This is a genomic window from Paraburkholderia sp. RHO2, assembly GCF_050955445.1.
In the GTDB taxonomy this organism is placed as follows: Bacteria; Actinomycetota; Actinomycetes; order Mycobacteriales; family Mycobacteriaceae; genus Prescottella; species Prescottella agglutinans_A.
In genome coordinates, this window is the sequence record NZ_CP162617.1 from 3,080,977 (window position 1) to 3,107,691 (window position 26,715).

Genomic DNA, 26,715 nt, shown 5'->3' on the forward strand with positions numbered 1-26,715 from the left:
GTCAGGTCGTCCTTCCCGGATGCTCCGCGATCTCGGCATCCGTGTAGTACTTCCCCAGTTCGTCGATGTCGAACAGCGCCAACAGGTCCGCACGCATCGGCGGCTGCTGTTCGCGGGTGACGATGACGTCGGGCACCGCCGCGGGATCACCCAGCGCCGGATCCCCGGACACCGTGCTGCACACCAACAGCGTCGACCGCCACTGCGCGTCCATGCTCGGGTAGTCGTCCCGGGTGTGTCCGCCGCGGCTCTCGGTGCGCATCAGCGCCGCCCGTGCGACACACTCACTGACAAGCACCATGTTCCGCAGATCGAGCGCGAGATGCCACCCGGGATTGAACTGTCGGTGCCCCTCGACCGTCACACCGGGCAACCGCGACTTGACGTCGTCGAGTCGCGCGATGGCCCGTTCGATCTCCTCCTCGGTCCGGATGATGCCGACGAGGTCGTTCATCGTCTGCTGCAACTCGGTGTGGAGCGTGTACGGGTTCTCGCCCGCGCCCGACGCCGGCGGATCGAACGGCGCGACGGAGACCCTGGCGGCCACCGCGACGTCGGCCGCCGCGACCACCGGGCGCGTCGCGAGCGACTGCACGTAGTCGGCCGCACCCAGCCCCGCCCGCCGACCGAACACCAGCAGGTCGGACAGCGAGTTGCCGCCCAGCCGGTTCGACCCGTGCATGCCGCCCGAGCATTCTCCGGCAGCGAAAAGCCCTGGTACCGTGGATGATGCAGTGTCCGGATCCACCTCGATCCCACCCATCACGTAGTGACAGGTGGGACCCACCTCCATCTGTTCCTTGGTGATGTCGACGTCGGCGAGTTCCTTGAACTGGTGATGCATCGACGGCAGCCGTCGCACGATCTCGTCGGCCGGCATGCGGGAGGCGATGTCGAGGTAGACACCGCCGTGCGGGGTGGACCGGCCCGCCTTCACCTCGGAGTTGATGGCGCGGGCCACCTCGTCGCGCGGCAACAGATCCGGAGTGCGTCGATTGTTGTCCGCGTCCTTGTACCAGCGGTCGGCCTCCTCCTCGGTCTCCGCGTACTGACCTTTGAAGACCGCGGGTATGTAGGAGAACATGAAGCGCTCACCGTCGGAGTTCTTGAGAACGCCGCCGTCGCCCCGCACACCCTCCGTGACGAGGATGCCCTTCACGCTCGGTGGCCACACCATGCCCGTCGGGTGGAACTGAACGAACTCCATGTTGATCAGGTTGGCTCCAGCGCGCAGGGCGAGTGCGTGGCCGTCACCGGTGTACTCCCACGAGTTCGACGTCACCTTGAACGACTTGCCGATACCGCCGGTCGCCATCACGACGGCGGGCGCCTCGAACAGCACGAACCGGCCCGACTCGCGCCAGTAGCCGAAGGCGCCCGCGATCCGGTCGCCGTCCTTGAGCAGTTCGGTGACGGTGCACTCGGCGAACACCTTCACGCGCGCCTCGTAGTCGCCGGTCTCGGCGAAGTCCTCCTGCTGCAGCGAGACGATCTTCTGCTGCATGGTGCGGATCAGCTCGAGCCCGGTGCGGTCGCCGACGTGCGCGAGCCGCGGGTAGGTGTGCCCACCGAAGTTGCGCTGGCTGATCCGGCCGTCCTCGGTGCGGTCGAACAACGCGCCGTACGTCTCGAGCTCCCAGACACGGTCGGGCGCCTCGCGCGCGTGCAGCTCGGCCATCCGCCAGTTGTTGAGGAACTTGCCGCCTCGCATGGTGTCCCGAAAGTGGACCTGCCAGTTGTCCTTCGAGTTCGCGTTGCCCATCGCGGCCGCGCAACCGCCCTCGGCCATGACGGTGTGCGCCTTGCCGAACAGCGACTTGCAGACCACGGCCACCGACAGCCCACGCTCGCGCGCCTCGATGACCGCCCGCAGCCCGGCACCACCGGCGCCGATGACCACCACGTCGTAGCTGTGCCGTTCGACCTCGGCCATGCACACTCCCCTGTCTGTCCGTCGGTGGAGCCGGAAGGGCACTCAGTTGATCAGTCGCAGGTCCGAGATCGTGCCGCTCGCGACCAGCATGATGTAGAAGTCGGTGACGATGAGCGTCCCCAGCGTCGTCCAGGCCAGCTGCATGTGCCGGGTGTTGAGCCGGCTCACCCATGTCCACAGCCGGTACCGGACCGGGTGCGCGGAGAAGTGTTTGAGTCGACCACCCGTGACGTGCCGGCACGAGTGGCACGACAGCGTGTACGCCCACAGCAGGATGACGTTGCCGGTGATGATCAGGCTGCCGACGCCCAGTCCGAAACTCCCGTTCGGCCCCTCGTACGCCCGGACCGCGTCGTAGGTGTTCACCAACGACACGACGAGTGCCACGTAGAAGAAGTAGCGGTGCGAGTTCTGGATGATCAGCGGCAGCCGCGTCTCCCCGGTGTACTTCGTGTGCGGTTCGGCCACGGCGCATGCCGGCGGAGCCAACCAGATCGAGCGGTAGTAGGCCCGGCGATAGTAGTAGCAGGTGAGCCGGAAGCCGAGCAGGAACGGCAGCACGAGGAAGCCGAGCGGGATCCACATCGGCAGCTCGCCGACCCAGGTCCCGAAGTGGCTCGCCCCCGGCACGCACGACGCGCTGATGCACGGCGAATAGAACGGTGTGAGGTAGTGGTAGTCGTCCACCCAGTACGCGGTCCGCACGAACGAGCGGACCGTCGCGTAGACGACGAAAACCGCCAACCCGGCCGTGGTGAGCAGCGGGGCCAGCCACCACCGGTCGGTCCGCAGCGTGCGCGCGGCGATCTCCGCCCGAGCCGGCGGCGGGGTGCCGATCTCGGTCACGCGCGGCGTCCTCACGGGGACTCGTGCGGGTTGCCGCCGAGCCCCTCGTCGTCCGCTCCCTGCCACAGCGAGCGGTCGTATGGGGTGTCGGGCACCTGAACCCGCTCGGATGTGGCGCTGGCCGTCGGCCGCGGGGGCGACTCGTCCAGGTCATGGGCGTCGATGTCGAGACGGTCGACGTCGTTGGCCAGCCGGCGCACCGCCGAGGCGTCGCCGTAGACGTTGCGCAGCGACCCGACGCACTGGCGCAGATGGCCGATCGTCCGCTGCAACTCCATCACTTCGGTGGTGGTCATCGGTACCTCCGAGAAGCACTGGTCGATTCCTCGGCCCGATCGGAGCGGTAGAGGGCTGTCGGTCCGCCGCCCGATCTGCCTACACGATGTGATGGCACTCACAGTACGTCACCCGCCGCCGCGTCGCCGCTGATTGCCGCGACGCGGAGTCTCGGCTCATCCGGCCAGCCGGCCGCCCCGACCGAAACGATGCCGACTGTGGGACGATGCCGGTCGTGTCTGCGATCACCGACTACTTCACGGCCCCCTCGGACGAGGTCGCCGCCACCGCCCTCGATGGCCTGCTCGACCTCGCCCCGGACGTCGACACGGGAGTCCCCGGCCTGCGGATCCAGGCCGCCGCGAGCGGCACCCCGGTGCTGGAGGCAAAGGGGATCGACCCCACCGTCGCCCTCGGCAGGCTCGAAGCGGTGCTCACCGGTCGGACCTACGACGAGATCGCCGCCGGCCCACGGCGAGGGTCTCTGGTCGCGGCCGGCGAGGACGGCGACATCCTGATCCTGACCGTCGCCGACGAACTGCGCGATGCGCTCGCGGGCTCGGATGTGGCAGCGGTTGCCGCCGCCGCCCGCACCTGGGTGTTCGACGAGGCGTCCGAACCGTCCGAGACCTCCGCGCCGTTCCTCACGGCGCTGGCCGAACTGGCCACCGGGGCGGTTGCCCGCGGCGACCGGATCTACTGCCGCATCATCATCTGAGGACGAGGCACACGCCGCCGAAGACCCTGCGTCGCGTCGGTTCAGCCGACCAATGTCGCCAGCCATTCGGGCTCGAACCATCCCGCGGCGGTGGCAGCGAACTCCGCCGCTCCCGCGCCGGCCACCCCCGTAGGAACACGCCCGATCAAGGCGACACCAGTGACCGCGGGCAGATCGTCCATGTTGCACCGGGCCGCGAGATCGGGCTGCTCCGGCCAGGAGCCGACGACGAACCCGCTGCACTTCACCCCGGCCGAGGCGAGCGCCTCCGCGGTGAGCGCGCAGTGATTGAGCGTGCCGAGACCGGCGGCGGCCACCACGACGACGGGGGCGTCGAGCTCGGCGGCGACGTCGCGCACGGTGAAGCCGTCCGCGCCGAGCCGGACCAGCAGTCCACCGGCACCCTCGACCAGCGTCACGTCGTGGCGGGCGTCGAGGTCGCGTGCGGCCGCCACCACCGCAGCGCGGGTCAACAGCGGCATCCCGCTGCGCCGGGCGGCGGTGTCGGGAGCGAGCGGCTCGGGATAGCGGGCCAGTTCGACGGTGGAGGTCACACCGCTCAGCCGCCTGACCTCGGCCAGATCACCAGGCTCGTCCACCGCGACACCTGTCTGCGCCGGCTTGCACACCGCGACCGACCGGCCCGCGGCACGCAGGGCCGCCGCGAGCGCCGCGGTGACGACGGTCTTGCCGACGTCGGTGGATGTGCCCGACACGACGACGATGCTCATGCCGACACTCCTGCGAGGCGTTCCGAAAGCACCTCGGTCAGAACGGATTCGATTCGCGACATCTCGTCGACGTCGATCGTGGCGCGCGCCGTCAGCCGGAGCCGGGACGTGCCCTCCGGTACCGACGGCGGCCGGAAGCAGCCCACGTGCAGCCCGCGCTCCCGGCAGGCGGTGGCCGCCGCGAACGCGACGTCGGGGTCACCCAGCACCACCGACACGACGGCGGACTCGGGCTCGGCACCGCCGGCGATCCGGGCCAGTTCCCGCGCCCGATCCAACACGGCCTCCGCCCGTTGCGGTTCCCGGATCAGCACCGACAGGGCCGCCCGCGCGGCGCCGACCGCTGCCGGCGCGAGACCGGTGTCGAAGATGAACGTGCGCGCCGCGTCCACGAGATGGGCGCGCACCTTCGCCGACGCCAACACCACGCCACCCTGGCTGGCCAGCGACTTCGACAAGGTCGCCGTCACCACGACGTCCGGCTCGCCGGCCAGACCCACCTCCTCGACGAGTCCGCGGCCACCGTGGCCGCGGACGCCGATGCCGTGCGCCTCGTCGACGAGGAGCACGGCGCCGTGCTCGCGGCACACCCGGTGCATGGCGACGAGCGGGGCCAGGTCGCCGTCCGCACTGAACACCGAGTCGGTGAGCACCAGCGCGCGTTCCTCGGTGCGCTCGGCGAGGGTGCGGCGGAGAAAGTCGACGTCGGCATGCGGCGCGACGACGACCCGTGCCCGCGACAGCCGACAGGCGTCGACCAGCGACGCGTGCGCACCGGCGTCGGAGACGATCAGCGAGCCCTTGCCCGAAAGTGCGGTGACAGCACCGAGATTGGCGGCGTACCCGGTCGCGAACACGAGGCCGGCTTCGGCGCCGACGAAGTCGGCGAGCTCGCGTTCGAGCAGTTCGTGGTCGGACGTCGTCCCGGTGACCAGGCGCGAGCCGGTGGACCCGCCGCCCCAACGACGAACCGCGTCGACGGCGCCCGCGACCACCTCCGGGTGCCGCACCAGACCCAGGTAGTCGTTGGAGGCGAGATCGATCATCGGGTCGGAGGCGTCCCGGGGCCGCAGCTCACGCCGCAGACCGGCCGCCCGCCGTGCGGTCTCGACGTCGTCCAACCAACCCAGCGCATCGCATTCGGTAGCCACCCGCAGCACGATACAAGCCCACTTGAACGGTGTTCAAGTGGGCTTGTATCGGGTCACCGACTCTGGCTGCGCGCGGCCGCCACCATGCCGGCGGCGATCCGGTCGACCTCCTCGGCGGTGCACACGTACGGCGGCATCGCGTAGATCAGGTTCCGGAACGGGCGCAGCCACACGCCCGCACCGACGGCCGCGTCGGTCACGGTCTGCATGTCGACGGGCCGGTCGAGTTCGATCACCCCGATGCCGCCGAGGACGCGGACATCCGCGACGCCCGGCACGTCCCGTGCCGGAGCCAGACCGTGTGCGAGCCCCTCGTTCAGCGCCGCGACCTCGGCCCGCCAGTCCCGCGAGAGCAGCAACTCCACCGCCGCGACCCCCACCGCGCACGCCATCGGGTTCCCCATGAACGTCGGGCCGTGCATGATGCCGCCGGCCTCGCCCGCGCTGATGGTCTCCGCGACCGATGTCGTGCACAGCGTCGCAGCGAGCGTGAGGTACCCGCCGGTGAGCGCCTTGCCGACGCACATCACGTCCGGGGCCAGCCCGGCGTGATCGGCCGCGAACAGCTCGCCAGTGCGCCCGAACCCGGTCGCGATCTCGTCGAACACCAGCAGCAGTTCGTGCTCGTCGCACATCCGACGCAGTTCCCGCAGGTAATCGGGGTGGTGGAAGCGCATCCCGCCGGCACCCTGGACGACCGGTTCGACGATGATCGCAGCCAGCTCGTCGCGGTGCCGGGCGACGAGGCGCTCGAACTCGGCGACGTAGGCCGGGTCGAAGTCCCGCGGCGGCGCGGGCGCGAACACCTGCCGCGCGAGAACGTCGGTCCACAGCGAGTGCATTCCGCCGTCGGGGTCACACACGCTCATCGGCGCGAACGTGTCGCCGTGGTAGCCGCCGCGCCACGTCAGCAGCCGGTGCTTCTCGGGCCGGCCATTGCTCCGCCAGAACTGCAGGCACATCTTGACGGCCACCTCGACCGATACCGACCCGGAGTCCGCGAGGAACACCTTGTCCAACCCGTCGGGTGTGATCTCGACCAGCAGTTCCGCGAGCCGAGCCGCGGGGGCGTGCGTGAGCCCGCCGAACATCACGTGGCTCATCCTGCCCAGCTGGTCGGTGACGGCGGCGTCGAGCACCGGGTTGCGGTATCCGTGCACGGCCGACCACCACGAGCTCATCCCGTCGACCAGCTCGGTACCGTCGGCGAGCGTCAGCCGGGCACCCTGGGCGGACTCGACGACGAGCGGAGTGGTGGAGGCCGGAAACGCGCCATACGGATGCCACAGGTGGGTGGTGTCGATCTGGACGATCCGATCGGAAGACATGCTCAGGGGGTTCACGCCGCCCGACTGTAGGCGTCCCGACACGCGGACCGGTCGGCAGGTAACGCCGAGGACACGGACAGGTAACGTGGAGGTGCCGCTGCCGACTTCCGGCGCACCGTGCATTCGACCCCCGACCCGAGAGGATTGCGTGTCAGCCCGTGCCATGGACCGCTCCACCGGTCACCAGCAGGGCTCCGCAGCCCCCGTCCGCACTGCCCACCGCCACGATCTCGACGGGCTCCGCGGCCTCGCGATCGGACTGGTCGTCGTCTATCACGTGTGGTTCGGCCGGGTCTCCGGCGGTGTCGACATCTTCCTGGTGCTGTCGGGCTACTTCTTCATCGGATCCCTCCTGCGGACCGCGGAGTCACCGGCGCTCCTGGACCCGGTCCCGGTCGTGCGCCGCGTCACCCGGCGCCTCATGCCCGCACTCGTCGTCGTCCTCGCCGCGGTCGCGGTGTTCACGGTCGCGTACCACCCCGCCACGTCGTGGTTCGATACCGCGAAGCAGACCACGGCGTCGCTGCTGTTCCTGCAGAACTGGCACCTGGCCGACAGTGCGAGCGACTACCTGGCCGCGGACCCTTCCGTCAGTCCGCTGCAACATCTTTGGTCCATCTCGGTACAGGGCCAGTTCTATCTGGCGGCGCTCGTCGTGGTGTTCGGGTCGGCCTGGCTGCTACGCGCCCGCGGCAACTCGGTCCGGGGGCCGCTCACCGTCCTGCTTTCGATCCTCGCCGTCGCGTCGCTCACCTACGCGGCCACGAGTGACCTGCCGCAGACGTGGCTGTACTACGACACCAATGCGCGCATGTGGGAACTCCTTGCCGGTGGCGTGCTCGCGTGTATCGCCCCGCGGCTGCGGGTGCCGCGCTCCGTGCGGATCACACTGTCGATCGCGGGACTGGCGATCGTCTTCGGCTGCGGCATGCTCCTGGACGGCCGCTCACAGTTCCCGGGTCCGTGGGCCCTCGTTCCGGTCGGCGCCGCCCTCGCACTGATCGTCGCCGGCAGCGCCGGGGCGGACCGCACGGACGGCAATCCGTTCACCCGTGCGCTCGCGTCCCGCCCGCTGCTCCGCCTCGGAGTGATCGCGTACGCCCTGTACCTGTGGCACTGGCCGGTCCTGATCGTCTACCTCGTGGTGAGCGGCCGCACGGACGCCGGGCTCACGGGCGGCCTCGGCGTCATCGCGCTGTCATTGGCGCTCGCCGAACTGACCACCCGACTGATCGAGACCCCGATCCGGCGCCCTTCCGGCACCGGACGCACCCGCACGGCGCTCGTCGCGGTCGCCTCCACGCTTGCAGTGCTGCTGGCCGCGGGATCGGTGACGTGGGCCGAATTCATCGACCGCCGCACCGAACAGTGGGCACAACACACCGACCTCGACCCGCTGACCCATCCGGGCGCCGCGGCACTCGTCGCGGGCGCGGACGCGCCCCACGCGCGCGAGGTGCCGTCCCGGTTCGTCGCGCACGCCGACCTTCCCGCCACGACGCTCGAGGACTGCATCTCGCAGCCGGGTCAGCTCGATCCACTGACCTGTACGTACGGAGACGCCGACGCCGAGCGCGCCATCGCGTTGATCGGCGGTTCGCACGCCGAGCACTGGCTTCCCGCGCTCGACGTGCTCGGCCGCGAGCACCGTTTCCGGGTGGAAACGTTCGTGAAAGTGGGCTGCCCCGCGGTGCTCCCGCCGACCCCCGACTCCGAAGTGGGCGAATGCGAGGAGTGGACGTTCGGCGTCGTCGACGCCATGACCGAGTCCCCGCCCGACTTCGTGTTCAGCACCTCCACCCGCCCGGTGCCCGACGGGCGCGGCGACTACACCCCCGACACGTACACAGCACTGTGGCAGGAACTCGCCGACCGGGATCTGCCGGTGATCGGACTGCGTGACACCCCGTGGCTCGCGAGCGACGGGGTCCAGTACCGCGCCGCCGACTGCCTGGCCCACCGCGGCGGCTCTGCCGACTCCTGCGGGATCGACCGCGCCGACGTCCTGGCCCCGATCGACCCGGCACAGGCGGCGACGGTCGACCTCCCGACCGTCCAGCTGCTCGACCTCTCCGATGCCGTGTGCCGAACGGACCGGTGCCGGGTCATCGAGGGCAACGTCCTGGTCTACCGCGACTCGAACCACCTGACCGCGACCTACGTTCGGACCCTCGCCCCGGAACTCGACCGCCTCCTCGGACCGGCGACCGGCTGGTGGTGAGACCGCCCGGCCGCCACGGCGCGGTCGGCCGAATCGTCAGGCGCGCCGGTCCCGTTCGCGAGCGACGGCCACGGCGATCGCCCGCTCGAAGGTGCTGACGAGCACCGCGCGGCGCTCGACCTTGTGGCCGTCACTCGGTTCGAGATGGTCGATGTAGTCGTCCCACACACGCAGATACCGGTCGCGCCAGTCCGTCAGCACCGCGACCGACGGAAAGGTCGCACCGACTCGTCCGGGTTCGACGATCTCGACCAGGATCTCCAGCCAAGCGGGAACCATCTCCCCGCCCCACTCGTCCGGCTCCAGGGCCGAATCGTCGGATCCGTCCTCGTAGTGCTCCGCGATGTCCCCGATGATCCGGTCGGTCAGCTCGCCCAGCCCGTCCGCCACCGTGTCGCTATCGAAGTTCCCCGAACCCCAGACACCCATGCCACCATCCCCATCCGACCACGAGCCATGCCGGCCGCAGCCTATCGGGACCAGGCGGCTCGATCGAGGTGACCCTCCCGCGATAGCCTGAATCGTCGGAGAACGACGACAACTTTCTGGAGATGGGGGCTTCGATGGCGGATCCGTTCGGGCACATCACGAGTCGTGACGGACAGATCATCGAGCTCGAGGAATTCGTCAGGACGATCGACCATCCCGGCGATGCCTACGAGAGGGTGGAAGAGATGCTCGGGATGATCTGGCATCTCGCCAACCGGATCGCTCAGGCCACCGGTGAAGACCCCACCACGATCATCGAGGGCGCACGGAAACAGTTCCAGGACGACTGCGACTGAGCGTCACCTACACCGACTGGTTCACCAGGAGTTCCACTTGCGGACGACCCTGTCACGCCGCGTCGTTCGAATCTCGCCGGACAGATGACGGATCGTCGTCGCATGCGCACTCGTGTGGATCCGATCCGGGTCGATCTGTTCGGCACAGGCCGCGACGTCGACGCGGTGGTGGCGGACATCTTCGCTCTCGAGGGAAGCGAAGTTCTCACCGTGGTCGACCGCAGTTCACAGGTCGACGAGGTGATCGCGGATGCCCTTCGAACCCGATGGCAGGTAGAGCATCCCGGAGACAGCCCGGCGCATCAGACGGTGCACACGGTCACGTTCGACGTCGACAACATGCATCTCGACCGCATGGCCGAACTCATCGCCGACATGCTGGCCCGGGATTGTGTCGACGACGCGGGCGCGGTTGTCGCGGATCGAGTGGCGTGGACGGTCACGACGCAACGCATGGCGTAGACGGGCTGGCCGGCGCGGGAGTCCGCGCCCCCGGAGGTCCGTCACGTATCGTATTCGCCGCTGTCCCAAGGAGAATAGAAGGCCATGTAGTCGCCCGGTTCCACCGTGACCGTCCAGTGCCAGTCGTCGTCGTCTGGATAGTCGGGGTCCGGTCCCTGCAGTATCAGTCCGAATTCCCGGCCGTGCGCGGTGATCGAGAACGGGGATATCGCGATGTTCCCAAAGGTGACGGGCTGGATCGCATTCAGGAGTTGCTCGAGTGCTTCCGCCTGGGCGGGAGACTGCATCACGTTTCCCGGGAGCGCCACCGTGTCGGGCCGGGCGCCGAGAGCGACTATCGTCGCGTCGACGAGTGCACCGTCCGCGTCGAACAGGTATCGCGCCACGAACTCACCGCTGGTGTGGTCGTATGTCACCGAGCTGAACGGGGTTGTGATGAAGAACTGCCTACCGTCGGCGGTCCTTCCCACGAACCTCGCGTGGTAGTCGTCGTGGGCGATCACGAAGCGCGTGGGCGCGAGTTCACCTTCGGAATCCCGCAGACCTGCGTCGAGACTGTTGGCCACGGGAGGTGAGCATACTTGCAACTGAACGTGATCCTCGGCGGCGCAGACGCTTTCCGAACAGCGACACCCGAACGGGAGTCGGGAGCGATGGCTGTTCCATGGCTCGACCTGCATACCGATGCGAATGGACGGTGGTTCCCGAGTCGCCATATCTGGAATTTGCTGAGCGGGACGACAGCCGCCACTGGCAGGGCTACGTGTACTTCCACCAGCAGGACACCGACGGTCTCGTCGAGAACGGCGAGACCTACATCGGTTACGGCGCATTCCCGCCCGAGAACTTCGACGCGGCCGACGTGACGCGCCTGCTCGACGACGTGGTGTTTCCCGACTTCCGGCGGCACGGCATCGAGCCGGAATGGAATCGCGACCTGGGCACGCGGGTGCTACTCGAGAACGCCGACTGGTACGCCCCGATCGAGGAGTAATCGGCGTGTCGGAGGCCGGCGGCATAATCCGTGCCGTGGACCTGAGAGCCGAACTGCTGCCCCCGCCAGTGAGCAAGCAGCGACTGGACGAACTGTGTCGCGAGATCGTGCGGATCGCCGAACTGGTGCTCAACGGATCCGAGAGAGCGCGCCAGGAAATTTCGGCTTTCAACACGCGGACGGGGCACGACTACGCGGCACTCGACTTCGCCGAGTACAACGGCAGCCGTACCTTGGCCGAGTTCGCGTTGGAGGCGGCCCGGCCGATGCGGCCCCGCATCGTCGACATCTCCACGGACGAACTCGTCGAGATCGTCCGCAGACTCCTGGCCGGTGACCCGGAGAGCGACTACTACCTGCGACTGCCGGAAAGCACCGTGTCGCATCCGCGGGTCAGCGACGTGATCTTCTACCCGCCGGCCGAACTGCGGGACGCCTCAGCTGAGCGCATCGTCGATGAGATTCTCGAATATCGCCCCATTGCCCTGTGACCGGCGACGAGGTTTGCAATTCCGAGTATTCCCCGACTTCCGTACCGTGCAGAATCGAGAACTCCGACTCGCCGTCGCCGGACCGGGGCCGATTCTTCAGCGAATCGGCCCCGCTCCCGTTTCCTGCGCAAACATACTCAGTGCGCCACCGGGCACTTCCCCGTGTAGTCGACCTGAAGTTCCTTGATCCCGTTGATCCAACCGGACCGCAGCCGGCGCGGGTCGCCGAGCTTGGTGATGTCGGGCATGTGGTCGGCAATCGCGTTGAACATCAACTCGATCTCCATGCGGGCGAGGTTTGCACCGATGCAGTAGTGCGCGCCGGTTCCACCAAAGCTGAGGTGATCGTTGTCGGCGCGGGTGATATCGAACGTCGTCGGGTTGTCGAACACGTCCTCGTCGAAGTTCGCGGACGAGTAGAACATCACGACCCGGTCGCCCTTGCGGATCTTCTGCCCACCGAGTTCGGTGTCCACCAACGCCGTTCGCTGGAATCCGACAACCGGTGTCGCCCAGCGGATGATCTCGTCGACCGCGGTGGCCGGGCGTTCCCGCCGGAACAGCTCCCACTGGTCGGGGTTGTCCATGAACGCCATGATCCCGTGGGTGATCGCGTTGCGGGTGGTCTCGTTGCCGGCGACCGCGAGCAGCAGCACGAAGAACCCGAATTCCTCGGACGCCAGCGCGTCGCCGTCGATGTCGGCCTCGACGAGTGTCGTGACGATGTCCTTCGCCGGACACTTGCGCCGCTCCTCGGCCATCGCGTACGAGTACGCCAGGATCTCGGCGGACGCCGTCGCGGACTCCTCCGCGAACTCGGGGTCGTCGTAGCCCATCATCTGGTTCGACCAGTCGAAGATCTTGTGGCGGTCCTCCTGGGGCACGCCGATCAACTCCGCGATGGCCTGCAGCGGCAACTCGCATGCCACCTGTTCGACGAAGTCACCGGCGCCGGCGGCGACCGCCTCCTGCACGATCTTCTCCGCTCGGTCCTTCAGCGCCGGCCGCAGGCTCTGCACCGCGCGCGGCGTGAATCCGCGGGCGATGATCTTGCGGAGCTTGGTGTGCTCGGGCGCGTCCTTGTTGATGAGCAGGTGCCGCATCAGTTCCACCGTCTCGCGCGGCATGTCGTCGGAGAAGCGCGCGATCGCGGTGTTCTCCCACGTCGAGAACACCTCGCTGTTGCGGGAGACCTCTTTGACGTCCTCGTATCGGGTCACCGCCCAGTAACCCTCGTCCGGGAAGCCGCCCCGTGTCGGTGGCTGCGCCACCCACCACACGGGAGCCGTCCGGCGCAGCGCGGCGAACTCTGCGATCGGCAACCGCTGCTCGTACACGTCGGGATCGGTGAAGTCGAATCCGTCGGGGACACCGGGAACTGTAGTCACGCCATGCTCCTTCGTTCGGGGACATCGCCGACGCATGGAGGTCGACACCGAAATCGTCACACGACCGGAGGCGGCGGCGCTTGGCCGATTCGGCCAGTTCCACGCCGCGCTTTTGTGCAAGTCGCACAGGGCGGTCGGCGGTGTCCGTTCGCGACGAGTGGCCGGCGGCCGCGCCGACCCGAGCATCCCTGTGGATATTCCGCCCCGGTCAGGTGCGGATCCTCCACGGGATCTCACCCGGCTCCGTTCCGTCGAATGCGGCGGCAGCGTCTTTGCGCCCCAGCTCGATCGACGCCGCCATGAACTCTGGGTCGAAGAACAGGTAGCTCAGAAGGTCCCCGCGGCGGCTTCCGTCCCCGCCGAGCACGCGGCCGAGTAGTCGCATGCTGGGATCACGAGCCAGCCGCAGCGCGCCTCCGAGAGCGCTGCGGCGGCGGCCGAATACCTCGTTCGCCAGCAGGCCCAGAGTTCCTCGATCCTCCGGACCGACGGCCAGGAAAGGCACCACGGTTTTGCCGTCCAACTCGTATGGCGAACACCGTTCCTGCGCTGCGGCGACAAGGACGTTGACCTTGGCGAGGGTGCGCACGTCCTCGACCATCCGGTCCACCAACGCCGCGTCCATGAGGCGGACGAGGGTGTCGTCGACGTCGGGTGGTTCCTCGGGCCTGGTATGCGCGATGTCGGATGCACGGTCGATCGCCGGATGGGTCGCCACGATGACCACGGCGTCCGCGTCCAACGACAATGCCGGCTTCAAGGGCGTGTTCAAGCGCACCCCACCGTCGAGGTACCACCGACCATGGATTGTCGGGTCCGGCGGCACCCGCACCGGAGGGAACACGACCGGGATCGCGGCCGAGGCGAGAACATGCGAGGGCTCGATCCGGGCGGGCATGTAGTCGATCGGGCGGTCGTCGTCAGAGGGGGGCAACGATCCGGCTCCACTGCGGTCGACGAACACAACCGTTCGATTGTCCGCCCCCGACGTGGTCACCACTGCCAGCTCCGTCAGGCCGCTGTCGATGTTGGCCCGCAGCTGGTTCCAGTCCACGGCCTCGTCCGCCGTTCGACACAGCGGAGCGGTGTCGAGCAGATTGGTGAGTCGCACGCCTGGCAGCCGCAGGAGTTGGCCGGCCCACCGGCCGGCGCTGCCCAGGCCGGTGAGAACCGGGGAACGGAACACATCGCCGGTCTGGATGCCTCGCCACACCTCCAGAACGAGCTCGCCCTGTTCGGTGGCGGGGAGGTGCGCTGTGGCGGCGAACAGGGTCGCATTGATCGCCCCGGCGCTGGTCCCGACGAACAGGCTCGGAGCAATCCCAGCTGTCTCGAGCTGTTCGAGGAGCACCGACAAGACACCGGCCTCGTAGCCGCCGCGGGCTCCCGCACCGGCGACGACGACGGCGACACGCTGAGGTCTGTTCAGATCGCGCAGATCCAACGATTCGCTGCCGCCGCCTATTGTCGCCATGAGATCGTCCGGTACCAGTTGGTGTCGTGTGTGCGGTTCGCGTAGATCGGGCCGTCGCGGAAGACGGATCCGAAAGCCCAACGCCGCGTTCGGTATCGAGTTGAAGTCGCCGAACCAGTGGAACTGTCTCGGTTCAGCATGCTCGCGTCGGTGTCGCAAAGTCAACGGCGCATGTGCAGCGTCGACTGCCACTCACCGCACCTGACCACCAAACGGTGCTCCGGGTCACGGACTGGGCCGAGACAAACACGCCGAGATCAACTACTCCCCAACGCAATTCAGCAACCGAACCGCATCGGGGCTCAGTACACCGACCTGCGCTGCTCCACCCTCGACGGCACCGACAACACCGCCTCCCGGACCATAGCAGCACGATCCGCCGCTGCATCACCCGCGGAACAGGCACACCACCGCCTGCGTCAGGACATGGCCACAGCGAACGTCGCCCGACCAACTCCGATGGGATCGGCCTCACCAGAGGTGCAGGAAATCCCGGACGTCGTCGAGTCCGTCGAGTGCCCGTCCGTCCACGTCCGACGGATCCACCTCAGCACGCGCCGCCAAGGAGCGCACCAACACAATAGACTCGTCACTGAGCTTCCCGAACCGTCGAGCGGTATGTCCCAGGCACAGGCCGGCCAGACCGAGCAGCTCGCTGCCGGACACAGCCCGCGTTCCGACCTGCACGCACCAGTGCTCGACGAACTCGCGATCATCGTCGTTCAAGGCACTTCCCACCAGAGCTTGCGCCGCCTCGCCCTCATGCGTCCGGTCTCCGAGTGCCCGCTCCAACACCTCGACTACCACGTCACGCGGCATGGCCGGAGGATTGAAGAAGGTCGGATGTGAATGCATGCCGAGAGGTTACCCATTCCACCGCAGATCCCCCGACCCATGACTCCATCTACTGCGCTACAACGTATTCCAATCGACCACGACGTCGGATTCGGCGGCGACACCGAACGTGCTCATGTCCCGAACACGTCAAGGCACTCAAGGGCCAACTCGAGTTTCAGGCGACGCTTCAGGAAGTCGTGCCCGAGGGTCTCCTCCACCCGCTGGATCCGGTACCGGACGGTGTTCTTGTGCACTCCGAGCCTGCGGGCCGCGGCCTCGTGGTTGCCCTGGCACGCGAGCACCTCGCGCAACGTGTCGCGGAGCCGTTCGGCCGCCGCGTCCTCACCGAGCAGCCCGGCGAGCTCCCGTTCCACCAGTGCCCGCATTCGGACCGGGTCGGCCGACAGCATCGACACCACCTCGACGTCGGCGTAGCGCGTCACGATGTTCCGGCGCCTGCCCGCCTCGGCGATCCGCTGCGCCGCCTGCGCTTCGCGGTGGCTGCGCCGAAAGCCGTCGATCCCCGACGCCGCGTCGCCGACCGCGACCCGCGCACCCGCCGCGATCGTCGATGGATCGGCCGCGAGCGGTCCGACGTCGGCGTCGTCGTGCGCTATCCAGGCCCACACCCCGTGCGCCCCGGACGGCACCGACAGATGGCGGCTGTGGCCGGCGAGGCGCGCCACCGCCGATTCGAGGGAGCCGGTGAGGAGCGCGGTCTCGTCGGCCCAGGCGATGATTGCGGTGTGCTTGCGGTGGAGCGGATAGCCGAGCCGGGCCGATGCCGCCGCGACGTCGCCACCACCGCCGTCGAGGATCTCGCGCACTGTCGTGATCCGGGACGAGAACGCGCCCTGCAGCAGCCGTTCCCGCTCCTGCGAGTAGGTGACGGCGAGTTCGTCGAGCATGGCGTTGAGTAATTCGCTGGTCTGCGACCACATCGTGGCGAGCACCTGGAGTTTGAACTGCGGATCGAGATCCGCCTGGTCGAGGAACTCCGTCGCGAACCCGAGCATCGCGCGGTGACCGGCGTGATAGAGCTGCGAGAGGACCCGCAGTTCGAGACCGCGCTGGGCTACGGTGCGGGCGAGCGCGTGTGCCTCCGTCGACACGGGCGCCCCGGTGGAACCGTCCACCGGCGGCGCACCTGCGTCGAGGAAGGCACCCAGCTGGCTGCGGATCGCGGCGCGCAGATCCCGCTGCAGCTCCGGATCTGAGGCGAGTTCCGGCACGTCCGCGGTGAACGAGGTTTCGAGACCGCCGAGGAACGCGCTCAGCTCCTCCCGGGTGAGCGTGGTCGTCAGGTATGTCCGAAGCCACAGATCGGCACGTGGTTCGTCGTCCACCGTCTCCCCTTCCCGGAACTGCGAGGTCGAGCATTCTCGGACATTGTCCGTCGAACGCACGTCCCGCCCATACCTACCTCACGAAGCTGTTGTCTCGTTGACTTCCTCTCCCGCATGAATGCGGGGGATTCCTACGCAGCCTCACCCGTGGGGGTGGGGTCTGTTCGGCGGGTTCCTGTTTCATCGGGGTCTGCTGCGGCAAGCCGCAGTCTGACGTCCCCTCCACGGGCGTTCAACGACTCCGCCAGCCCGGCGGCGTCGAGAATGTTCACTGCGGCGTTGTAGTCGCGGTCGAGGAGGGCACCGCATGCACACGTCCAGCGGCGGACGTGCAGCGGTTTCGCCTCACCCACTGCCCCGCACTGGGAGCAGGTGCGAGTCGACGGGAACCACCGGTCCACCTTCACGACCTTCCGCCCACACTGGGAGGCCTTCTCCTCGAGTAACCGCACCAGGATCGACCATCCGGCGTCGTGCACCGATTTCGCCAACCTGGTGCGGGCCGGCCCGGACACCGCGAGATCCTCGACGGCGACCACTTGGTTCTTGTGGATCAGCCGCTTCGCGAACTTGTGATGGTGATCGAGCCGAGTCTCACGCACCCGCCGGTGCAGCGCCACAACCCGAACCCGGGCCTTGACCCGATTCTCGGATCCTTTCTGTCGGTGAGACCGAGATCCACCCCGGCGGCCGTCGGTGTCTCCTGCAGCGGGGTGTCGGGAACGTCGACGACGAACGACACGTAGTGGCGGCCGTCGGCTTCCCGGATCACCGACACCGACGACGGCTCCGACGGCAGCAGCCATGACGTCGCGAAGCGGACGCGGCCGATCTTCGGCAACGTCACCGAACCCACCCCGTGCGTGGTCTCGCGACCGTGAACCCCGCGTTGCGGGTGAACCGGGCCGACTGACGGTGCGCCCGCTTCTCGAACCGCGGCGAACCCACGACGCGACCACGCCGCTTCCCTGTTCGAGAGTCGAAGAACGCGCTGTACGCGCGATGCAGATCCGTCAACACCCGCGGCGCGACCACGCCAACCACCTCGACCACTACCTGTGGGGAGGGCACCTCTGGTCACGCTCCTACTACTGCGGAACAGCAGGCGGTGCACCACTGTCAACGATCACCGAGTACGTCCAGTCCCAACGCCGACCCACCTGAACAAGGTGATTCACCTCCACCATGAATGGTGGAGCACTCGCACAACCACAGGTAGAGCGCGCGGCCGATCTCGGCGTTCCCGCTCCCCGCGTGAGCCCCCACTCGTCCACCCGCCGCGCCGCCTCGCAGGACCGGCCGGTCGAGAAGGTGTGTTCGGGAAACGGGCGGGCGTTGCCGAGTAGCCCCAGTTCGCGGACCCACAAGGTCGACATGCGGGAGACGTCGGTGGAGATGCTCGGCTGCGAAACGGAGAACCGAACCTCTACGGGTTGAGCTCCGGGCCGTCCTCATCGGAAATCGTCGACGCGTCGCTGCGGGTGGGGTCGATACCGGCGAACGACGCCAGTGCCCGTCGCATGCACGTCTCCAGTTCCGCAGTCGATCGGGTCGCCGGTGCGGCCACAACATCTGCCTCCGGGGACCACAGGACTCCGGAATCGACGTCGACCGCGGCATCTCTCAACCCGGCCGCCCACACATCCAGGTCCCGGGAGTCCAGAAATGGATCCCATGCGCGCACCCAACGCGACACGGCATCCCACCGGAGATCGGGATTGTCCACATTCCGTGACTGCATCCCACCAACCTCCACACAGCGCGCGATGGTCACCTCACCCGTGCAGGGTGATCCTGACGCGCCACACGTGACACTGGAAGTCCGTACGCCGCAACGCTCGACCCGCACCGATCGCGGCGACGTGGAATGCTCGACAGCACGAGCGATTTCCGAAGGAGCGCGGCATGAAGGCAATCCAGTACACCCGGATCGGCGCGGAGCCCGAGCTGGTCGACATCCCGACACCCGAACCCGGACCGGGTGAGGTCCTGCTCGAGATCACCGCGGCCGGTGTGTGCCACTCCGACGCGTTCATCATGGGGCTGCCGGCGGAAGCGTTCAACTACGACCTCCCGATGACGCTCGGGCACGAGGGCGCCGGCCGGGTCGCCGCCGTCGGCGCCGGCGTCACCGACCTCGACATCGGCACCCACGTCGTGGTCTACGGGCCGTGGGGCTGCGGGCGTTGCTGGCACTGTGCCCAGGGTCTCGAAAACTATTGTTCCCGCGCAAAGGAACTCGGTATCGCCCCACCCGGCCTGGGCGCGCCCGGCGCGATCGCCGAGTACATGGTCGTCGACTCGCCCCGGCACCTCGTCCCGATCGGCGACCTCGATCCGGTCACCACCGTCCCCCTCACCGACGCCGGACTGACTCCGTACCACGCGATCAAACGGTCGCTCGGGAAGCTGCGCGCCGGATCCAGCGCCGTGGTGATCGGTACGGGCGGACTCGGGCACGTCGGGATCCAACTGCTACGGCACCTGTCCCCCGCCCGCGTGATCGCGCTGGACGTCAACGACGAGAAGCTCGCGTTCGCGCGCGAGGTCGGCGCGCACGAGACCGTGCTGTCGAACGCCGACGCCGCCGCGAACGTCCGGAAGATCACCGGCCCGGCCGGTGCGGCACTGGTGCTCGACTTCGTGGGTCTGCAGCCGACCCTCGACATCGCCACCGCGGTTGCCGGCGTCGGATCCGACGTGACGATCGTCGGACTCGGCGACGGGAAGGCGGCTGCTCGAGTCGGCTTCTTCACCGGGGCATTCGAGACGAACGTCGCTTCCCCGTACTGGGGTTCGCGCAGCGAACTCATCGAGCTGATCGAACTCGCGCACCAGGGTGTTCTGGACATCGCGGTCGAGCGGTTCTCGCTCGACGACGGGCTGGAGGCCTACCGTCGACTCGCTGCCGGGACACTGCGGGGCCGGGCGGTCATCGTGCCCTGAACTGGGGCGCGTCCGAACACCGGGCATTGCGCGCGAGGCGGAATCAACCTCGTTGCGCTGCGGCGCCGGAGAAGCACGTCAGCTGACCGGTCGGCCACCGATTCGTACGGTGGCAGAGTCCGTATCGTGTCCCGTGCGAGAGACCATCCTGCACGATCGATCCCCTGGTAAAGGTGCGCGCGTTGACTGAATCGGACTTCCCGGCCGTTACTCCCTGTCCCGGAGACATTTTCGCCTTCTCGCTCGACCGCATCGGGTGCTACGGGGCATGTCAGGTGGTCGCCGTCGACGAGGAACGAGGGCTCGCGACGGTAGCGGTGCTCGCGTGGACCGGCACGGAGGTGCCCGAAGTCACCGAACTGGCTGACACGCCGCGAATGGTGCGGGACTTCATGTTCTGGACGCCCGCGGAGATCCTGAAGAACGTGCCCATCGAGGTGCCGTCCGAGTACCGGCGGATCGGAACGCTTCCCGTGACCGGCGAGACCGTCTCACGTTCCTACGACGCGTGGGATTTCGCCGCCGACGTCATTCGTCAGTACCGCTGGGAAACGATCCCGAGCGAGACGCGAGCGGCGTTCCGGACGGCGCTCGAGAGTGAGGAGACGGTGAGGACGCCGGGTCTCACGTACTCCCGCAGCGGCGAGCAGTACGAAGCACGCCTACCCGCCGCTCGCACATTCAGCGACGACGCCGGCTACTCGGTCGGCGAGAGCTTCGACATGGAGTCGCTGCGGGCCTGGCCTGCGCTCTACCAGGTGACACTCCAGTCGTGGCGCGACGACCTCCTGCCGTTCCTGGAATCGTCACCACTCGTCAAGGAACTGACGCTGACGGGGCACGGGCGACGCGAGATCGACCTGTCCCGCACCGGGCTCGACCAGCTCACGATCGACGTCACCGGGCTCGAGCGCCTCGTGCTCCCCTCGAGCCTCGACCTCCTGATTCTGCAGGGCACCACCTCGGCGGACACCGGCCTGCACGTGGTCGCCGAGGACGACGGTCGCTGGATCAGGGTGCACCTCACGGGAACCGTGCCCGCGATCGACGGGCTCGGCCGCGTTCGCGGACTTCGGATCGGCGCCATCGAGCACCTCGCCCTCTCCGATGTTGTCGAGTGCTTCCCGAACATCTCCTGGCTGCATCTGTTCGGCGCGCCTGGCCTCCTCGACGATCTCGACGCACTGCAGGCTCTGCCGCAGCTGTCGACCCTGTGGATCTGCGACCTGTTCGGCTACGGGCCCGACGACTTCCCCGGCCCCGACGGACTCCCGGCACTCACGAGTCTCGACCTCGACAGCATCCCCGCCGACGTCGCCGCCCGCGTGCGCGCCCAGTACAAGAAGGCGCCACGCATCGAGTTGACCGTACGCAGGCCCCGCAAGCCCGAATGGCTGGCCGAGAACCTCGAGAACCCGCTCCGCCACTGGGACGGCCGCGACGGCATCCCCGACACGGTCGCGAAGAAGGCCCGCACGGCGTTCATCGCCGCCCTCCGCAAGATCCGCGGAGCTTCTCCCACGGACGAGAACACCGTAGTCTCCGCAGTAACCGGGTTCCTCGACACCATTGCAGCGCTCAACCGCAAGCATCAGTTCCTCTACACCCTGGAACGCGACGAGGTCATCGACGCCGTCGGCGCGCTCACCGCCGGACTGTCCTCCGAAGCCCACCGCGTGCTGGAGCCACTTGTCGAGGAAGCGCTCGACGACTGATCCGCCCATCGACCCTGCAGACCCTTCGGGGACACGGGCGACGGGTTCGGCTCAGTCGGTGTCCGGTTCGTTCTCGATGATGCGGCCGGTTTGCAGGTCGATCTCGATTTCCCGCTCGTTCCCCTGCAGGTCGACGAGATCCACCTCGGCCGTCGGCCGTCCCTCCTCCTCGTCGAGCTCGATACTCAGGACCCCGGGAGAGGGCGCGGTTTCCTCGGCGTCCGCGACGCCGGATCCGCCGAGCATCGTGCCCACGCCGACGGCCGCCGGCGCCAGCACCGCGACCGCTATCCGTGTGAGTTCACCTGCGTCCATGACAACGTGCACCTCGTCGGTCTCGATGGCGATGTCGCACCATCCACGCTAGCCGTGTCCCACCGCGGCGTCGACCTCGACGGCCTCACTCAGGCTAGGGTTTCCGCATGGAGCGTACGGACCCGCCGCCGACCCCACGGGTCGAGGTGTGGCCGGGCAGCGCGTACCCCCTCGGCGCCACCTACGACGGCGGCGGTACCAACTTCTCCCTGTTCTCCGAGGTGGCCGACGCAGTCGAGTTGTGCCTGATCGCGAAGGACGGCACCGAGACGCGGATCCCCCTGGACGAGGTGGACGGGTACGTCTGGCACGCGTACCTGCCCGCGGTCGGCCCCGGCCAGCGCTACGGCTTCCGAGTGCACGGGCGCCACGATCCGGCGTCGGGCCTGCGTTGCGACCCCTCCAAACTCCTGCTCGACCCCTACGGGAAGGCCTTCGACGGCGTTTTCAACGGCGATCCGTCGCTCCATACGTTCGGCAAGGACTCCCTCGGTCACACCATGACGACGGTGGTGATCAACCCGTACTTCGACTGGGGCACCGACCGGCCACCGCGCACCCCGTACCACGAGACCCTCATCTACGAGGCGCACGTGAAGGGCATGACCGCGACGCACCCCGGCGTGCCGGAGGCACTACGTGGGACCTACGCCGGCCTGGCGCATCCCGCGGTGATCGATCACCTGCGGTCCCTCGGCGTCACCGCCATAGAGCTGATGCCCGTGCACCAATTCATGCACGACCAGATCCTGCTCGATCAGGGGCTACGAAACTACTGGGGATACAACACCTTCGGCTTTCTCGCCCCGCACGCAGAATACTCGTCTGCGGAGAAGCCGAGCGGCACGGTCACCGAATTCAAGGCGATGGTCCGCGCGTTCCACGAGGCCGGGATCGAGGTGATCCTCGACGTCGTCTACAACCACACCGCCGAGGGCGACCACCGCGGTCCGACGATCCTGTTCCGGGGTATCGACAACGCCGCCTACTACCGACTCGACGACGACGATCCGGCGCTCTACAGGGACTACACGGGCACCGGGAACAGCCTCAACGCCCGCCACCCGCACACGCTTCAACTCATCATGGATTCACTGCGGTACTGGGTCACCGAGATGCACGTCGACGGGTTCCGATTCGACCTCGCGTCGACGCTGGCGCGCGAATTGCACGACGTGGACCGGCTTTCCGCGTTCTTCGACCTGGTGCAGCAGGACCCGGTGGTCAGCCAGGTGAAGCTGATCGCCGAACCGTGGGACGTCGGCGAGGGCGGCTACCAGGTGGGCAACTTCCCGGGCCTGTGGACCGAGTGGAACGGCAAGTACCGCGACACCGTCCGCGACTACTGGCGCGGCCGACCCGCGACGCTGGGCGAGCTCGCCTCCCGACTGACCGGCTCGTCCGACCTGTACGAGGCCACCGGGCGGCGGCCCGGCGCGAGCATCAACTTCGTCACCGCCCACGACGGTTTCACGCTCGCCGACCTGGTGTCCTACGACGAGAAGCACAACGAGGCCAACGGTGAGGGCAACCGTGACGGGGAGAGTCACAACCGTTCCTGGAACTGTGGTGTCGAAGGCCCCACCGACGACCCGGCGATCCTGGCTCTGCGAGCGCGCCAGCGCCGGAACATCCTCGCGACGCTACTGCTGAGCCAGGGCACACCGATGCTGGCGCACGGCGACGAGTTGGGGCGGAGCCAACACGGCAACAACAATGTGTACTGCCAGGATTCGCCGCTGTCGTGGATGGACTGGTCGCTGGCCGAGTCGAACGCCGACCTGCTCGCCTTCACCCGGCGGACGTCGGCGCTGCGCGCGGCGCACCCGGTGTTCCGACGCCGTCGGTTCTTCGCCGGCAGGCCGGTGCGTGACGGGCACAGCAGGGACATCGCGTGGCTCACCCCGTCCGGGCGGGAGATGACGACCGAGGACTGGGACAGCGGATTCGGCAAGGGGCTGGTCGTCTACCTCGGCGGCGACGCGATCCCCGAGCCGGACCACCGCGGCCGTCGCGTCGTCGACGACTCGTTTCTGTTGTTCTTCAATGCGCACGACGGCGACCTCGCCTTCACGGTCCCGTCCGGCGATCCCGATACCGCGTGGATCGGTGAACTCGACACCACATCATCCACAGGCGCAACGGATCTCGTGACCAAGTCCGGCGCGACGGTCACCGTTGAGTCCCGTTCCCTGCTGGTGCTGCGCCGGGACGGGTCGTCATGAGGCCGGTCACCGGGACGTACCGGCTCCAGCTGCGCGGTGATGCGTTCACCCTCGACGACGCACGCCGCCTCGCCGACTACCTGGACCGGCTCGGCGTCTCCCACCTGTACCTGTCACCGATCCTGACCGCCACGGCGGGATCCGCACACGGATACGACGTCACCGACCCCACCACGGTCTCCTCCGCGTTGGGGGGACGTGCCGCCCTGGTCGCGCTCTCCGCCGAACTGAGCGAGCGCGACATGGGCCTGGTCGTCGATCTCGTCCCCAACCACCTCGGCATCGCCCACCCGCACGAGAACCGGTGGTGGTGGGACGTCCTGACACACGGTCGCCGTTCCCCGTTCGCGCGGTTCTTCGACATCGACTGGCGCGACGACAACGGCTCGGACGGGCGGATCGCGCTGCCCGTCCTGGCCGACGCGTCGGATCTGAACGGTCTGCGAATCGATCGCAGCAATGGCACCCCGCTGCTCGCCGTCGGGGACGCGCGATTCCCGATCGCACCGGGCACCGAGGACGGCGACCCGCGCGAGGTCCACGACCGGCAGGCGTATCGGCTCGTGGGATGGCGGGACGGCACCGTGGGGTATCGCCGGTTCTTCGCGATCAACGACCTGGCCGCGGTGCGCCAGGAGGACCCACGCGTGTTCGACACCACGCATCACCAGTTCGCGTCGTGGGTACGCGACGAACTCGTCGACGGTGTCCGGGTGGACCATCCGGACGGCCTGAGCGATCCCCCCGGGTACCTCCGAAGCCTGCGGGAGGTGATCGGCCCCGACCGCTGGCTGGTGGCGGAGAAGATCCTCGCCCCGGACGAACCGCTGGATCCGACGCTGCCGATCGACGGCACCACCGGGTACGACGCGCTCGCCGAGTACGGCGGCGTCTTCCTCGACCCCGACGGAGCGGCCGTGCTCACCGAACTCGCCGGCCGCGCGGGAGCCCCGGGGGACGCGACGTGGCTGCGCGACAACGGAACCGAGCTGCGCCGCCACGTCGCGCGCACCGAGTTGGCGCCCGAGCTGCGCCGACTGGTTCGGGCGATCCTGCGGGACTCGCCGACGTTCTGCAACCCGGACCTGTTACGCGACGCGCTGGTGGAGGTGCTGGCCACCGCACCGACGTACCGAACCGACTACGCACCCCTGACCGGTGCCCTCCCCCACCTGATCGCCGAGATCCTCGACCGGCACCCGGCGTGGAGATCCGCATTGACGACGCTCGCCGGCGCGCTCGTGACCGGAAGCGAGTCGCACACACGTTTCCAACAGGTGTGCGGCGCAGTCAACGCGAAGGCCGTCGAGGACTGTCTGCTCTACCGCACCGCGCGGCTGGTGTCGCTGCAGGAGGTGGGCGGCGATCCGGGACGGTTCGGTCATTCCGTCGCCGAGTTCCACCTGCGCGCCGCCGACCGGGCCCGGTTGTGGCCACGGACGATGACAACGCTGTCGACACACGACACCAAGCGCGGCGAGGACGTTCGGGCCCGGATCGGCGTGCTCTCCCAGGTTCCCGAACTGTGGGTCCACTGCGTCGCCGACTGGGAGATGTCCGCCCCCAGCCCGGACGGCGTGACCGGATTGTTCTTGTGGCAGAACATGTTCGGAATCTGGCCGGTCGACGGATCGGACGCCGCCGCCTCGCCCGAGCTGCGTCACCGACTGCACCGCTTCGCCGAGAAGGCGGCCCGCGAAGCTGGGACGCGAACCTCCTGGACCGAGGTGGACGCGCACTTCGAGAATGCGCTGCACGCGTGGATCGACCGCATCGTCGACGGCCCGGTCGGCCGTAGCATCGGCCTGGTCGCGCGGCAACTCGCGCGGCACGGCTGGTCGGACTCGCTGGGGCAGAAGCTGCTGCAGCTGTGCGGACCGGGCATCCCGGACGTGTACCAGGGCACCGAACTGTGGGAGGACTCGCTGGTCGACCCGGACAACCGTCGCCCCGTCGACTACGAGGTGCGCCGGACCCTGCTGAAGTCGATGGACACCCCGGGGGTGGAGACGCCACCGATCGACGCGTCCGGGGCCGCGAAGCTGCACGTGACCCGCACCGCGCTCCGCCTGCGCCGCGAGCGCCCCGACAGCTTCGTCGGCGGCCACTACCGTCCGGTGTTCGGCGTGGGTCCGACGGCCGAGCACCTCGTCGGCTTCGCCCGCGGTCCGGCCGGCGGAGCCTCCGACGTGATCGCTCTCGCCACCCGCCACAGCGTCCGCCTCGGCGAAAGCGGCTGGGAAAGTTCGAGTGTCGCACTGCCCAACGGCAGCTGGTTCGATCGGCTCACCGGTGAGCTCTACGCCGGGGCCGCACCGCTGTCGAAGGTGTTCGACCGGCTGCCCGTCGCGCTGCTGGTGCGCCTGGATCGACCGTGACGACGTGCCGTCCTGCCCACGTCGCGTGCGGCCAACTATCCGATCACGATCACCACGAGCTTGCGCCAGAACCCATGCGTATCAGCCACCTTGTCCCGCCAACGGATGTGGTAGTCGTAGCTGGCGTCGGTCGCTCCCGTGAACACCCGTTGCAC

At 68.3% G+C, this 26,715-nt stretch carries 26 protein-coding genes; 11 read left to right on the top strand and 15 right to left on the bottom strand.

The window, feature by feature from the left end:
- Position 1: 1 nt before the first annotated feature.
- From ABTV10_RS14290 to ABTV10_RS14300, 3 genes are read right to left on the bottom strand one after another with little or no spacing between them, the layout of a single operon-like run.
- Positions 2 to 1,933: a fumarate reductase/succinate dehydrogenase flavoprotein subunit gene (locus tag ABTV10_RS14290; protein WP_499027917.1), complete on the bottom strand. Its 1,932-nt coding sequence runs from the start codon at positions 1,931 to 1,933 to the stop codon at positions 2 to 4.
- A 42-nt stretch (positions 1,934 to 1,975) separates the two neighbouring features.
- Entirely contained in the window at positions 1,976 to 2,779 is an 804-nt protein-coding gene (gene sdhC / locus ABTV10_RS14295) for a succinate dehydrogenase subunit SdhC (RefSeq protein WP_499027919.1), read from the bottom strand.
- Positions 2,780 to 2,790: 11 nt separating this feature from the next.
- On the bottom strand, positions 2,791 to 3,075 hold the full coding sequence (locus ABTV10_RS14300; RefSeq protein WP_499027920.1) for an Rv0250c family protein: 285 nt from the start codon (positions 3,073 to 3,075) through the stop codon (positions 2,791 to 2,793).
- Positions 3,076 to 3,281: 206 nt separating this feature from the next.
- Between ABTV10_RS14300 and ABTV10_RS14305 the strand changes: the two genes are divergently transcribed.
- Positions 3,282 to 3,773, top strand: coding sequence for a hypothetical protein (locus ABTV10_RS14305; RefSeq protein ID WP_499027923.1), 492 nt, complete (start codon positions 3,282 to 3,284; stop codon positions 3,771 to 3,773).
- Between the two features lie 41 nt (positions 3,774 to 3,814).
- Here the strand turns inward: ABTV10_RS14305 and bioD are convergent, their stop codons facing one another.
- Genes bioD through ABTV10_RS14320 form a run of 3 tightly spaced genes read right to left on the bottom strand, consistent with a single transcriptional unit; the run spans position 3,815 to position 6,998 of the window.
- Positions 3,815 to 4,504, bottom strand: coding sequence for a dethiobiotin synthase (bioD, locus tag ABTV10_RS14310; protein WP_499027925.1), 690 nt, complete (start codon positions 4,502 to 4,504; stop codon positions 3,815 to 3,817).
- Positions 4,501 to 5,655: an 8-amino-7-oxononanoate synthase gene (locus ABTV10_RS14315; RefSeq protein WP_499027927.1), complete on the bottom strand. Its 1,155-nt coding sequence runs from the start codon at positions 5,653 to 5,655 to the stop codon at positions 4,501 to 4,503. Before ABTV10_RS14315 ends, bioD begins: the two co-directional genes overlap by 4 nt.
- A gap of 53 nt (positions 5,656 to 5,708) precedes the next feature.
- Complete coding sequence (locus ABTV10_RS14320; RefSeq protein ID WP_499027930.1) at positions 5,709 to 6,998, bottom strand: adenosylmethionine--8-amino-7-oxononanoate transaminase; 1,290 nt, start codon at positions 6,996 to 6,998, stop codon at positions 5,709 to 5,711.
- A gap of 133 nt (positions 6,999 to 7,131) precedes the next feature.
- Here ABTV10_RS14320 and ABTV10_RS14325 point away from each other — a divergent pair, with 133 nt between their 5' ends.
- Positions 7,132 to 9,204, top strand: a complete 2,073-nt coding sequence (locus tag ABTV10_RS14325; RefSeq protein WP_499027932.1) for an acyltransferase family protein — start codon at positions 7,132 to 7,134, stop codon at positions 9,202 to 9,204.
- A gap of 36 nt (positions 9,205 to 9,240) precedes the next feature.
- Here ABTV10_RS14325 and ABTV10_RS14330 read toward each other — a convergent pair whose 3' ends face one another.
- Positions 9,241 to 9,633, bottom strand: coding sequence for a hypothetical protein (locus ABTV10_RS14330; RefSeq protein WP_499027934.1), 393 nt, complete (start codon positions 9,631 to 9,633; stop codon positions 9,241 to 9,243).
- 122 nt (positions 9,634 to 9,755) lie between these two features.
- Here ABTV10_RS14330 and ABTV10_RS14335 point away from each other — a divergent pair, with 122 nt between their 5' ends.
- A complete protein-coding gene (locus ABTV10_RS14335; RefSeq protein WP_499027936.1) occupies positions 9,756 to 9,989 on the top strand; it encodes a hypothetical protein in 234 nt (77 codons plus the stop codon).
- A gap of 102 nt (positions 9,990 to 10,091) precedes the next feature.
- On the top strand, positions 10,092 to 10,451 hold the full coding sequence (locus tag ABTV10_RS14340; protein WP_499027938.1) for a hypothetical protein: 360 nt from the start codon (positions 10,092 to 10,094) through the stop codon (positions 10,449 to 10,451).
- A 41-nt stretch (positions 10,452 to 10,492) separates the two neighbouring features.
- Here the strand turns inward: ABTV10_RS14340 and ABTV10_RS14345 are convergent, their stop codons facing one another.
- Complete coding sequence (locus ABTV10_RS14345; RefSeq protein ID WP_499027941.1) at positions 10,493 to 10,954, bottom strand: hypothetical protein; 462 nt, start codon at positions 10,952 to 10,954, stop codon at positions 10,493 to 10,495.
- Between the two features lie 161 nt (positions 10,955 to 11,115).
- On the opposite strand from ABTV10_RS14345, the gene ABTV10_RS14350 reads away from it, so the two are divergent.
- Positions 11,116 to 11,445 (top strand): DUF6891 domain-containing protein, encoded by a 330-nt coding sequence (locus tag ABTV10_RS14350; protein ID WP_499027942.1) that lies wholly within the window; start codon positions 11,116 to 11,118, stop codon positions 11,443 to 11,445.
- Positions 11,446 to 11,480: 35 nt separating this feature from the next.
- Positions 11,481 to 11,936 carry a bacteriocin immunity protein gene (locus tag ABTV10_RS14355; RefSeq protein ID WP_499027944.1) on the top strand — a complete coding sequence of 152 codons (456 nt, stop codon included), beginning with the start codon at positions 11,481 to 11,483 and terminating at the stop codon, positions 11,934 to 11,936.
- A 137-nt stretch (positions 11,937 to 12,073) separates the two neighbouring features.
- On the opposite strand, the gene ABTV10_RS14360 is transcribed toward ABTV10_RS14355, so the two are convergent.
- The 5 genes from ABTV10_RS14360 to ABTV10_RS14380 form a co-directional block, all read right to left on the bottom strand.
- A complete protein-coding gene (locus ABTV10_RS14360) occupies positions 12,074 to 13,324 on the bottom strand; it encodes a cytochrome P450 (RefSeq protein WP_499027946.1) in 1,251 nt (416 codons plus the stop codon).
- A 208-nt stretch (positions 13,325 to 13,532) separates the two neighbouring features.
- A complete protein-coding gene (locus ABTV10_RS14365; protein WP_499027948.1) occupies positions 13,533 to 14,798 on the bottom strand; it encodes a patatin-like phospholipase family protein in 1,266 nt (421 codons plus the stop codon).
- Between the two features lie 471 nt (positions 14,799 to 15,269).
- Positions 15,270 to 15,653, bottom strand: a complete 384-nt coding sequence (locus ABTV10_RS14370) for a hypothetical protein (protein ID WP_499027949.1) — start codon at positions 15,651 to 15,653, stop codon at positions 15,270 to 15,272.
- A gap of 113 nt (positions 15,654 to 15,766) precedes the next feature.
- Positions 15,767 to 16,981, bottom strand: a complete 1,215-nt coding sequence (locus tag ABTV10_RS14375; RefSeq protein WP_499027950.1) for a PucR family transcriptional regulator — start codon at positions 16,979 to 16,981, stop codon at positions 15,767 to 15,769.
- 131 nt (positions 16,982 to 17,112) lie between these two features.
- The gene (locus tag ABTV10_RS14380; protein ID WP_499027952.1) at positions 17,113 to 17,787 is read right to left on the bottom strand and encodes an RNA-guided endonuclease InsQ/TnpB family protein; all 675 of its coding nucleotides are present in this window, start codon (positions 17,785 to 17,787) and stop codon (positions 17,113 to 17,115) included.
- 196 nt (positions 17,788 to 17,983) lie between these two features.
- Here ABTV10_RS14380 and ABTV10_RS14385 point away from each other — a divergent pair, with 196 nt between their 5' ends.
- Positions 17,984 to 18,145, top strand: a complete 162-nt coding sequence (locus ABTV10_RS14385) for a transposase (RefSeq protein ID WP_499027953.1) — start codon at positions 17,984 to 17,986, stop codon at positions 18,143 to 18,145.
- A gap of 262 nt (positions 18,146 to 18,407) precedes the next feature.
- Here ABTV10_RS14385 and ABTV10_RS14390 read toward each other — a convergent pair whose 3' ends face one another.
- Complete coding sequence (locus tag ABTV10_RS14390; protein WP_499027954.1) at positions 18,408 to 18,722, bottom strand: hypothetical protein; 315 nt, start codon at positions 18,720 to 18,722, stop codon at positions 18,408 to 18,410.
- 164 nt (positions 18,723 to 18,886) lie between these two features.
- Here ABTV10_RS14390 and ABTV10_RS14395 point away from each other — a divergent pair, with 164 nt between their 5' ends.
- Together ABTV10_RS14395 and ABTV10_RS14400 are read left to right on the top strand one after the other, a co-directional pair.
- Positions 18,887 to 19,927 carry an NAD(P)-dependent alcohol dehydrogenase gene (locus ABTV10_RS14395; protein WP_499027956.1) on the top strand — a complete coding sequence of 347 codons (1,041 nt, stop codon included), beginning with the start codon at positions 18,887 to 18,889 and terminating at the stop codon, positions 19,925 to 19,927.
- 182 nt (positions 19,928 to 20,109) lie between these two features.
- The gene (locus ABTV10_RS14400) at positions 20,110 to 21,642 is read left to right on the top strand and encodes a hypothetical protein (RefSeq protein ID WP_499027957.1); all 1,533 of its coding nucleotides are present in this window, start codon (positions 20,110 to 20,112) and stop codon (positions 21,640 to 21,642) included.
- A gap of 51 nt (positions 21,643 to 21,693) precedes the next feature.
- Here the strand turns inward: ABTV10_RS14400 and ABTV10_RS14405 are convergent, their stop codons facing one another.
- Positions 21,694 to 21,957: a PepSY domain-containing protein gene (locus tag ABTV10_RS14405; RefSeq protein ID WP_499027959.1), complete on the bottom strand. Its 264-nt coding sequence runs from the start codon at positions 21,955 to 21,957 to the stop codon at positions 21,694 to 21,696.
- 107 nt (positions 21,958 to 22,064) lie between these two features.
- On the opposite strand from ABTV10_RS14405, the gene glgX reads away from it, so the two are divergent.
- Together glgX and treY are read left to right on the top strand one after the other, a co-directional pair.
- Positions 22,065 to 24,182, top strand: coding sequence for a glycogen debranching protein GlgX (gene glgX, locus ABTV10_RS14410; RefSeq protein WP_499027960.1), 2,118 nt, complete (start codon positions 22,065 to 22,067; stop codon positions 24,180 to 24,182).
- On the top strand, positions 24,179 to 26,560 hold the full coding sequence (treY, locus tag ABTV10_RS14415; protein WP_499027962.1) for a malto-oligosyltrehalose synthase: 2,382 nt from the start codon (positions 24,179 to 24,181) through the stop codon (positions 26,558 to 26,560). The genes glgX and treY overlap by 4 nt, the downstream gene beginning before the upstream one ends.
- Positions 26,561 to 26,715 lie beyond the last annotated feature (155 nt).

Bases quoted from the DNA above. Each gene is read 5' to 3' on its own strand.
- ABTV10_RS14290 (WP_499027917.1), bottom strand. From the start codon at position 1,933: ATGGCCGAGGTCGAACGGCACAGCTACGACGTGGTGGTCATCGGCGCC.
- ABTV10_RS14300 (WP_499027920.1), bottom strand. From the start codon at position 3,075: ATGACCACCACCGAAGTGATGGAGTTGCAGCGGACGATCGGCCATCTG.
- ABTV10_RS14305 (WP_499027923.1), top strand. From the start codon at position 3,282: ATGCCGGTCGTGTCTGCGATCACCGACTACTTCACGGCCCCCTCGGAC.
- bioD (WP_499027925.1), bottom strand. From the start codon at position 4,504: ATGAGCATCGTCGTCGTGTCGGGCACATCCACCGACGTCGGCAAGACC.
- ABTV10_RS14330 (WP_499027934.1), bottom strand. From the start codon at position 9,633: ATGGGTGTCTGGGGTTCGGGGAACTTCGATAGCGACACGGTGGCGGAC.
- ABTV10_RS14335 (WP_499027936.1), top strand. From the start codon at position 9,756: ATGGGGGCTTCGATGGCGGATCCGTTCGGGCACATCACGAGTCGTGAC.
- ABTV10_RS14340 (WP_499027938.1), top strand. From the start codon at position 10,092: ATGCGCACTCGTGTGGATCCGATCCGGGTCGATCTGTTCGGCACAGGC.
- ABTV10_RS14350 (WP_499027942.1), top strand. From the start codon at position 11,116: ATGGCTCGACCTGCATACCGATGCGAATGGACGGTGGTTCCCGAGTCG.
- ABTV10_RS14365 (WP_499027948.1), bottom strand. From the start codon at position 14,798: ATGGCGACAATAGGCGGCGGCAGCGAATCGTTGGATCTGCGCGATCTG.
- ABTV10_RS14370 (WP_499027949.1), bottom strand. From the start codon at position 15,653: ATGCATTCACATCCGACCTTCTTCAATCCTCCGGCCATGCCGCGTGAC.
- ABTV10_RS14380 (WP_499027952.1), bottom strand. From the start codon at position 17,787: ATGGCTGCTGCCGTCGGAGCCGTCGTCGGTGTCGGTGATCCGGGAAGC.
- ABTV10_RS14385 (WP_499027953.1), top strand. From the start codon at position 17,984: ATGCAGATCCGTCAACACCCGCGGCGCGACCACGCCAACCACCTCGAC.
- ABTV10_RS14390 (WP_499027954.1), bottom strand. From the start codon at position 18,722: ATGCAGTCACGGAATGTGGACAATCCCGATCTCCGGTGGGATGCCGTG.
- ABTV10_RS14395 (WP_499027956.1), top strand. From the start codon at position 18,887: ATGAAGGCAATCCAGTACACCCGGATCGGCGCGGAGCCCGAGCTGGTC.
- ABTV10_RS14405 (WP_499027959.1), bottom strand. From the start codon at position 21,957: ATGGACGCAGGTGAACTCACACGGATAGCGGTCGCGGTGCTGGCGCCG.
- glgX (WP_499027960.1), top strand. From the start codon at position 22,065: ATGGAGCGTACGGACCCGCCGCCGACCCCACGGGTCGAGGTGTGGCCG.
- treY (WP_499027962.1), top strand. From the start codon at position 24,179: ATGAGGCCGGTCACCGGGACGTACCGGCTCCAGCTGCGCGGTGATGCG.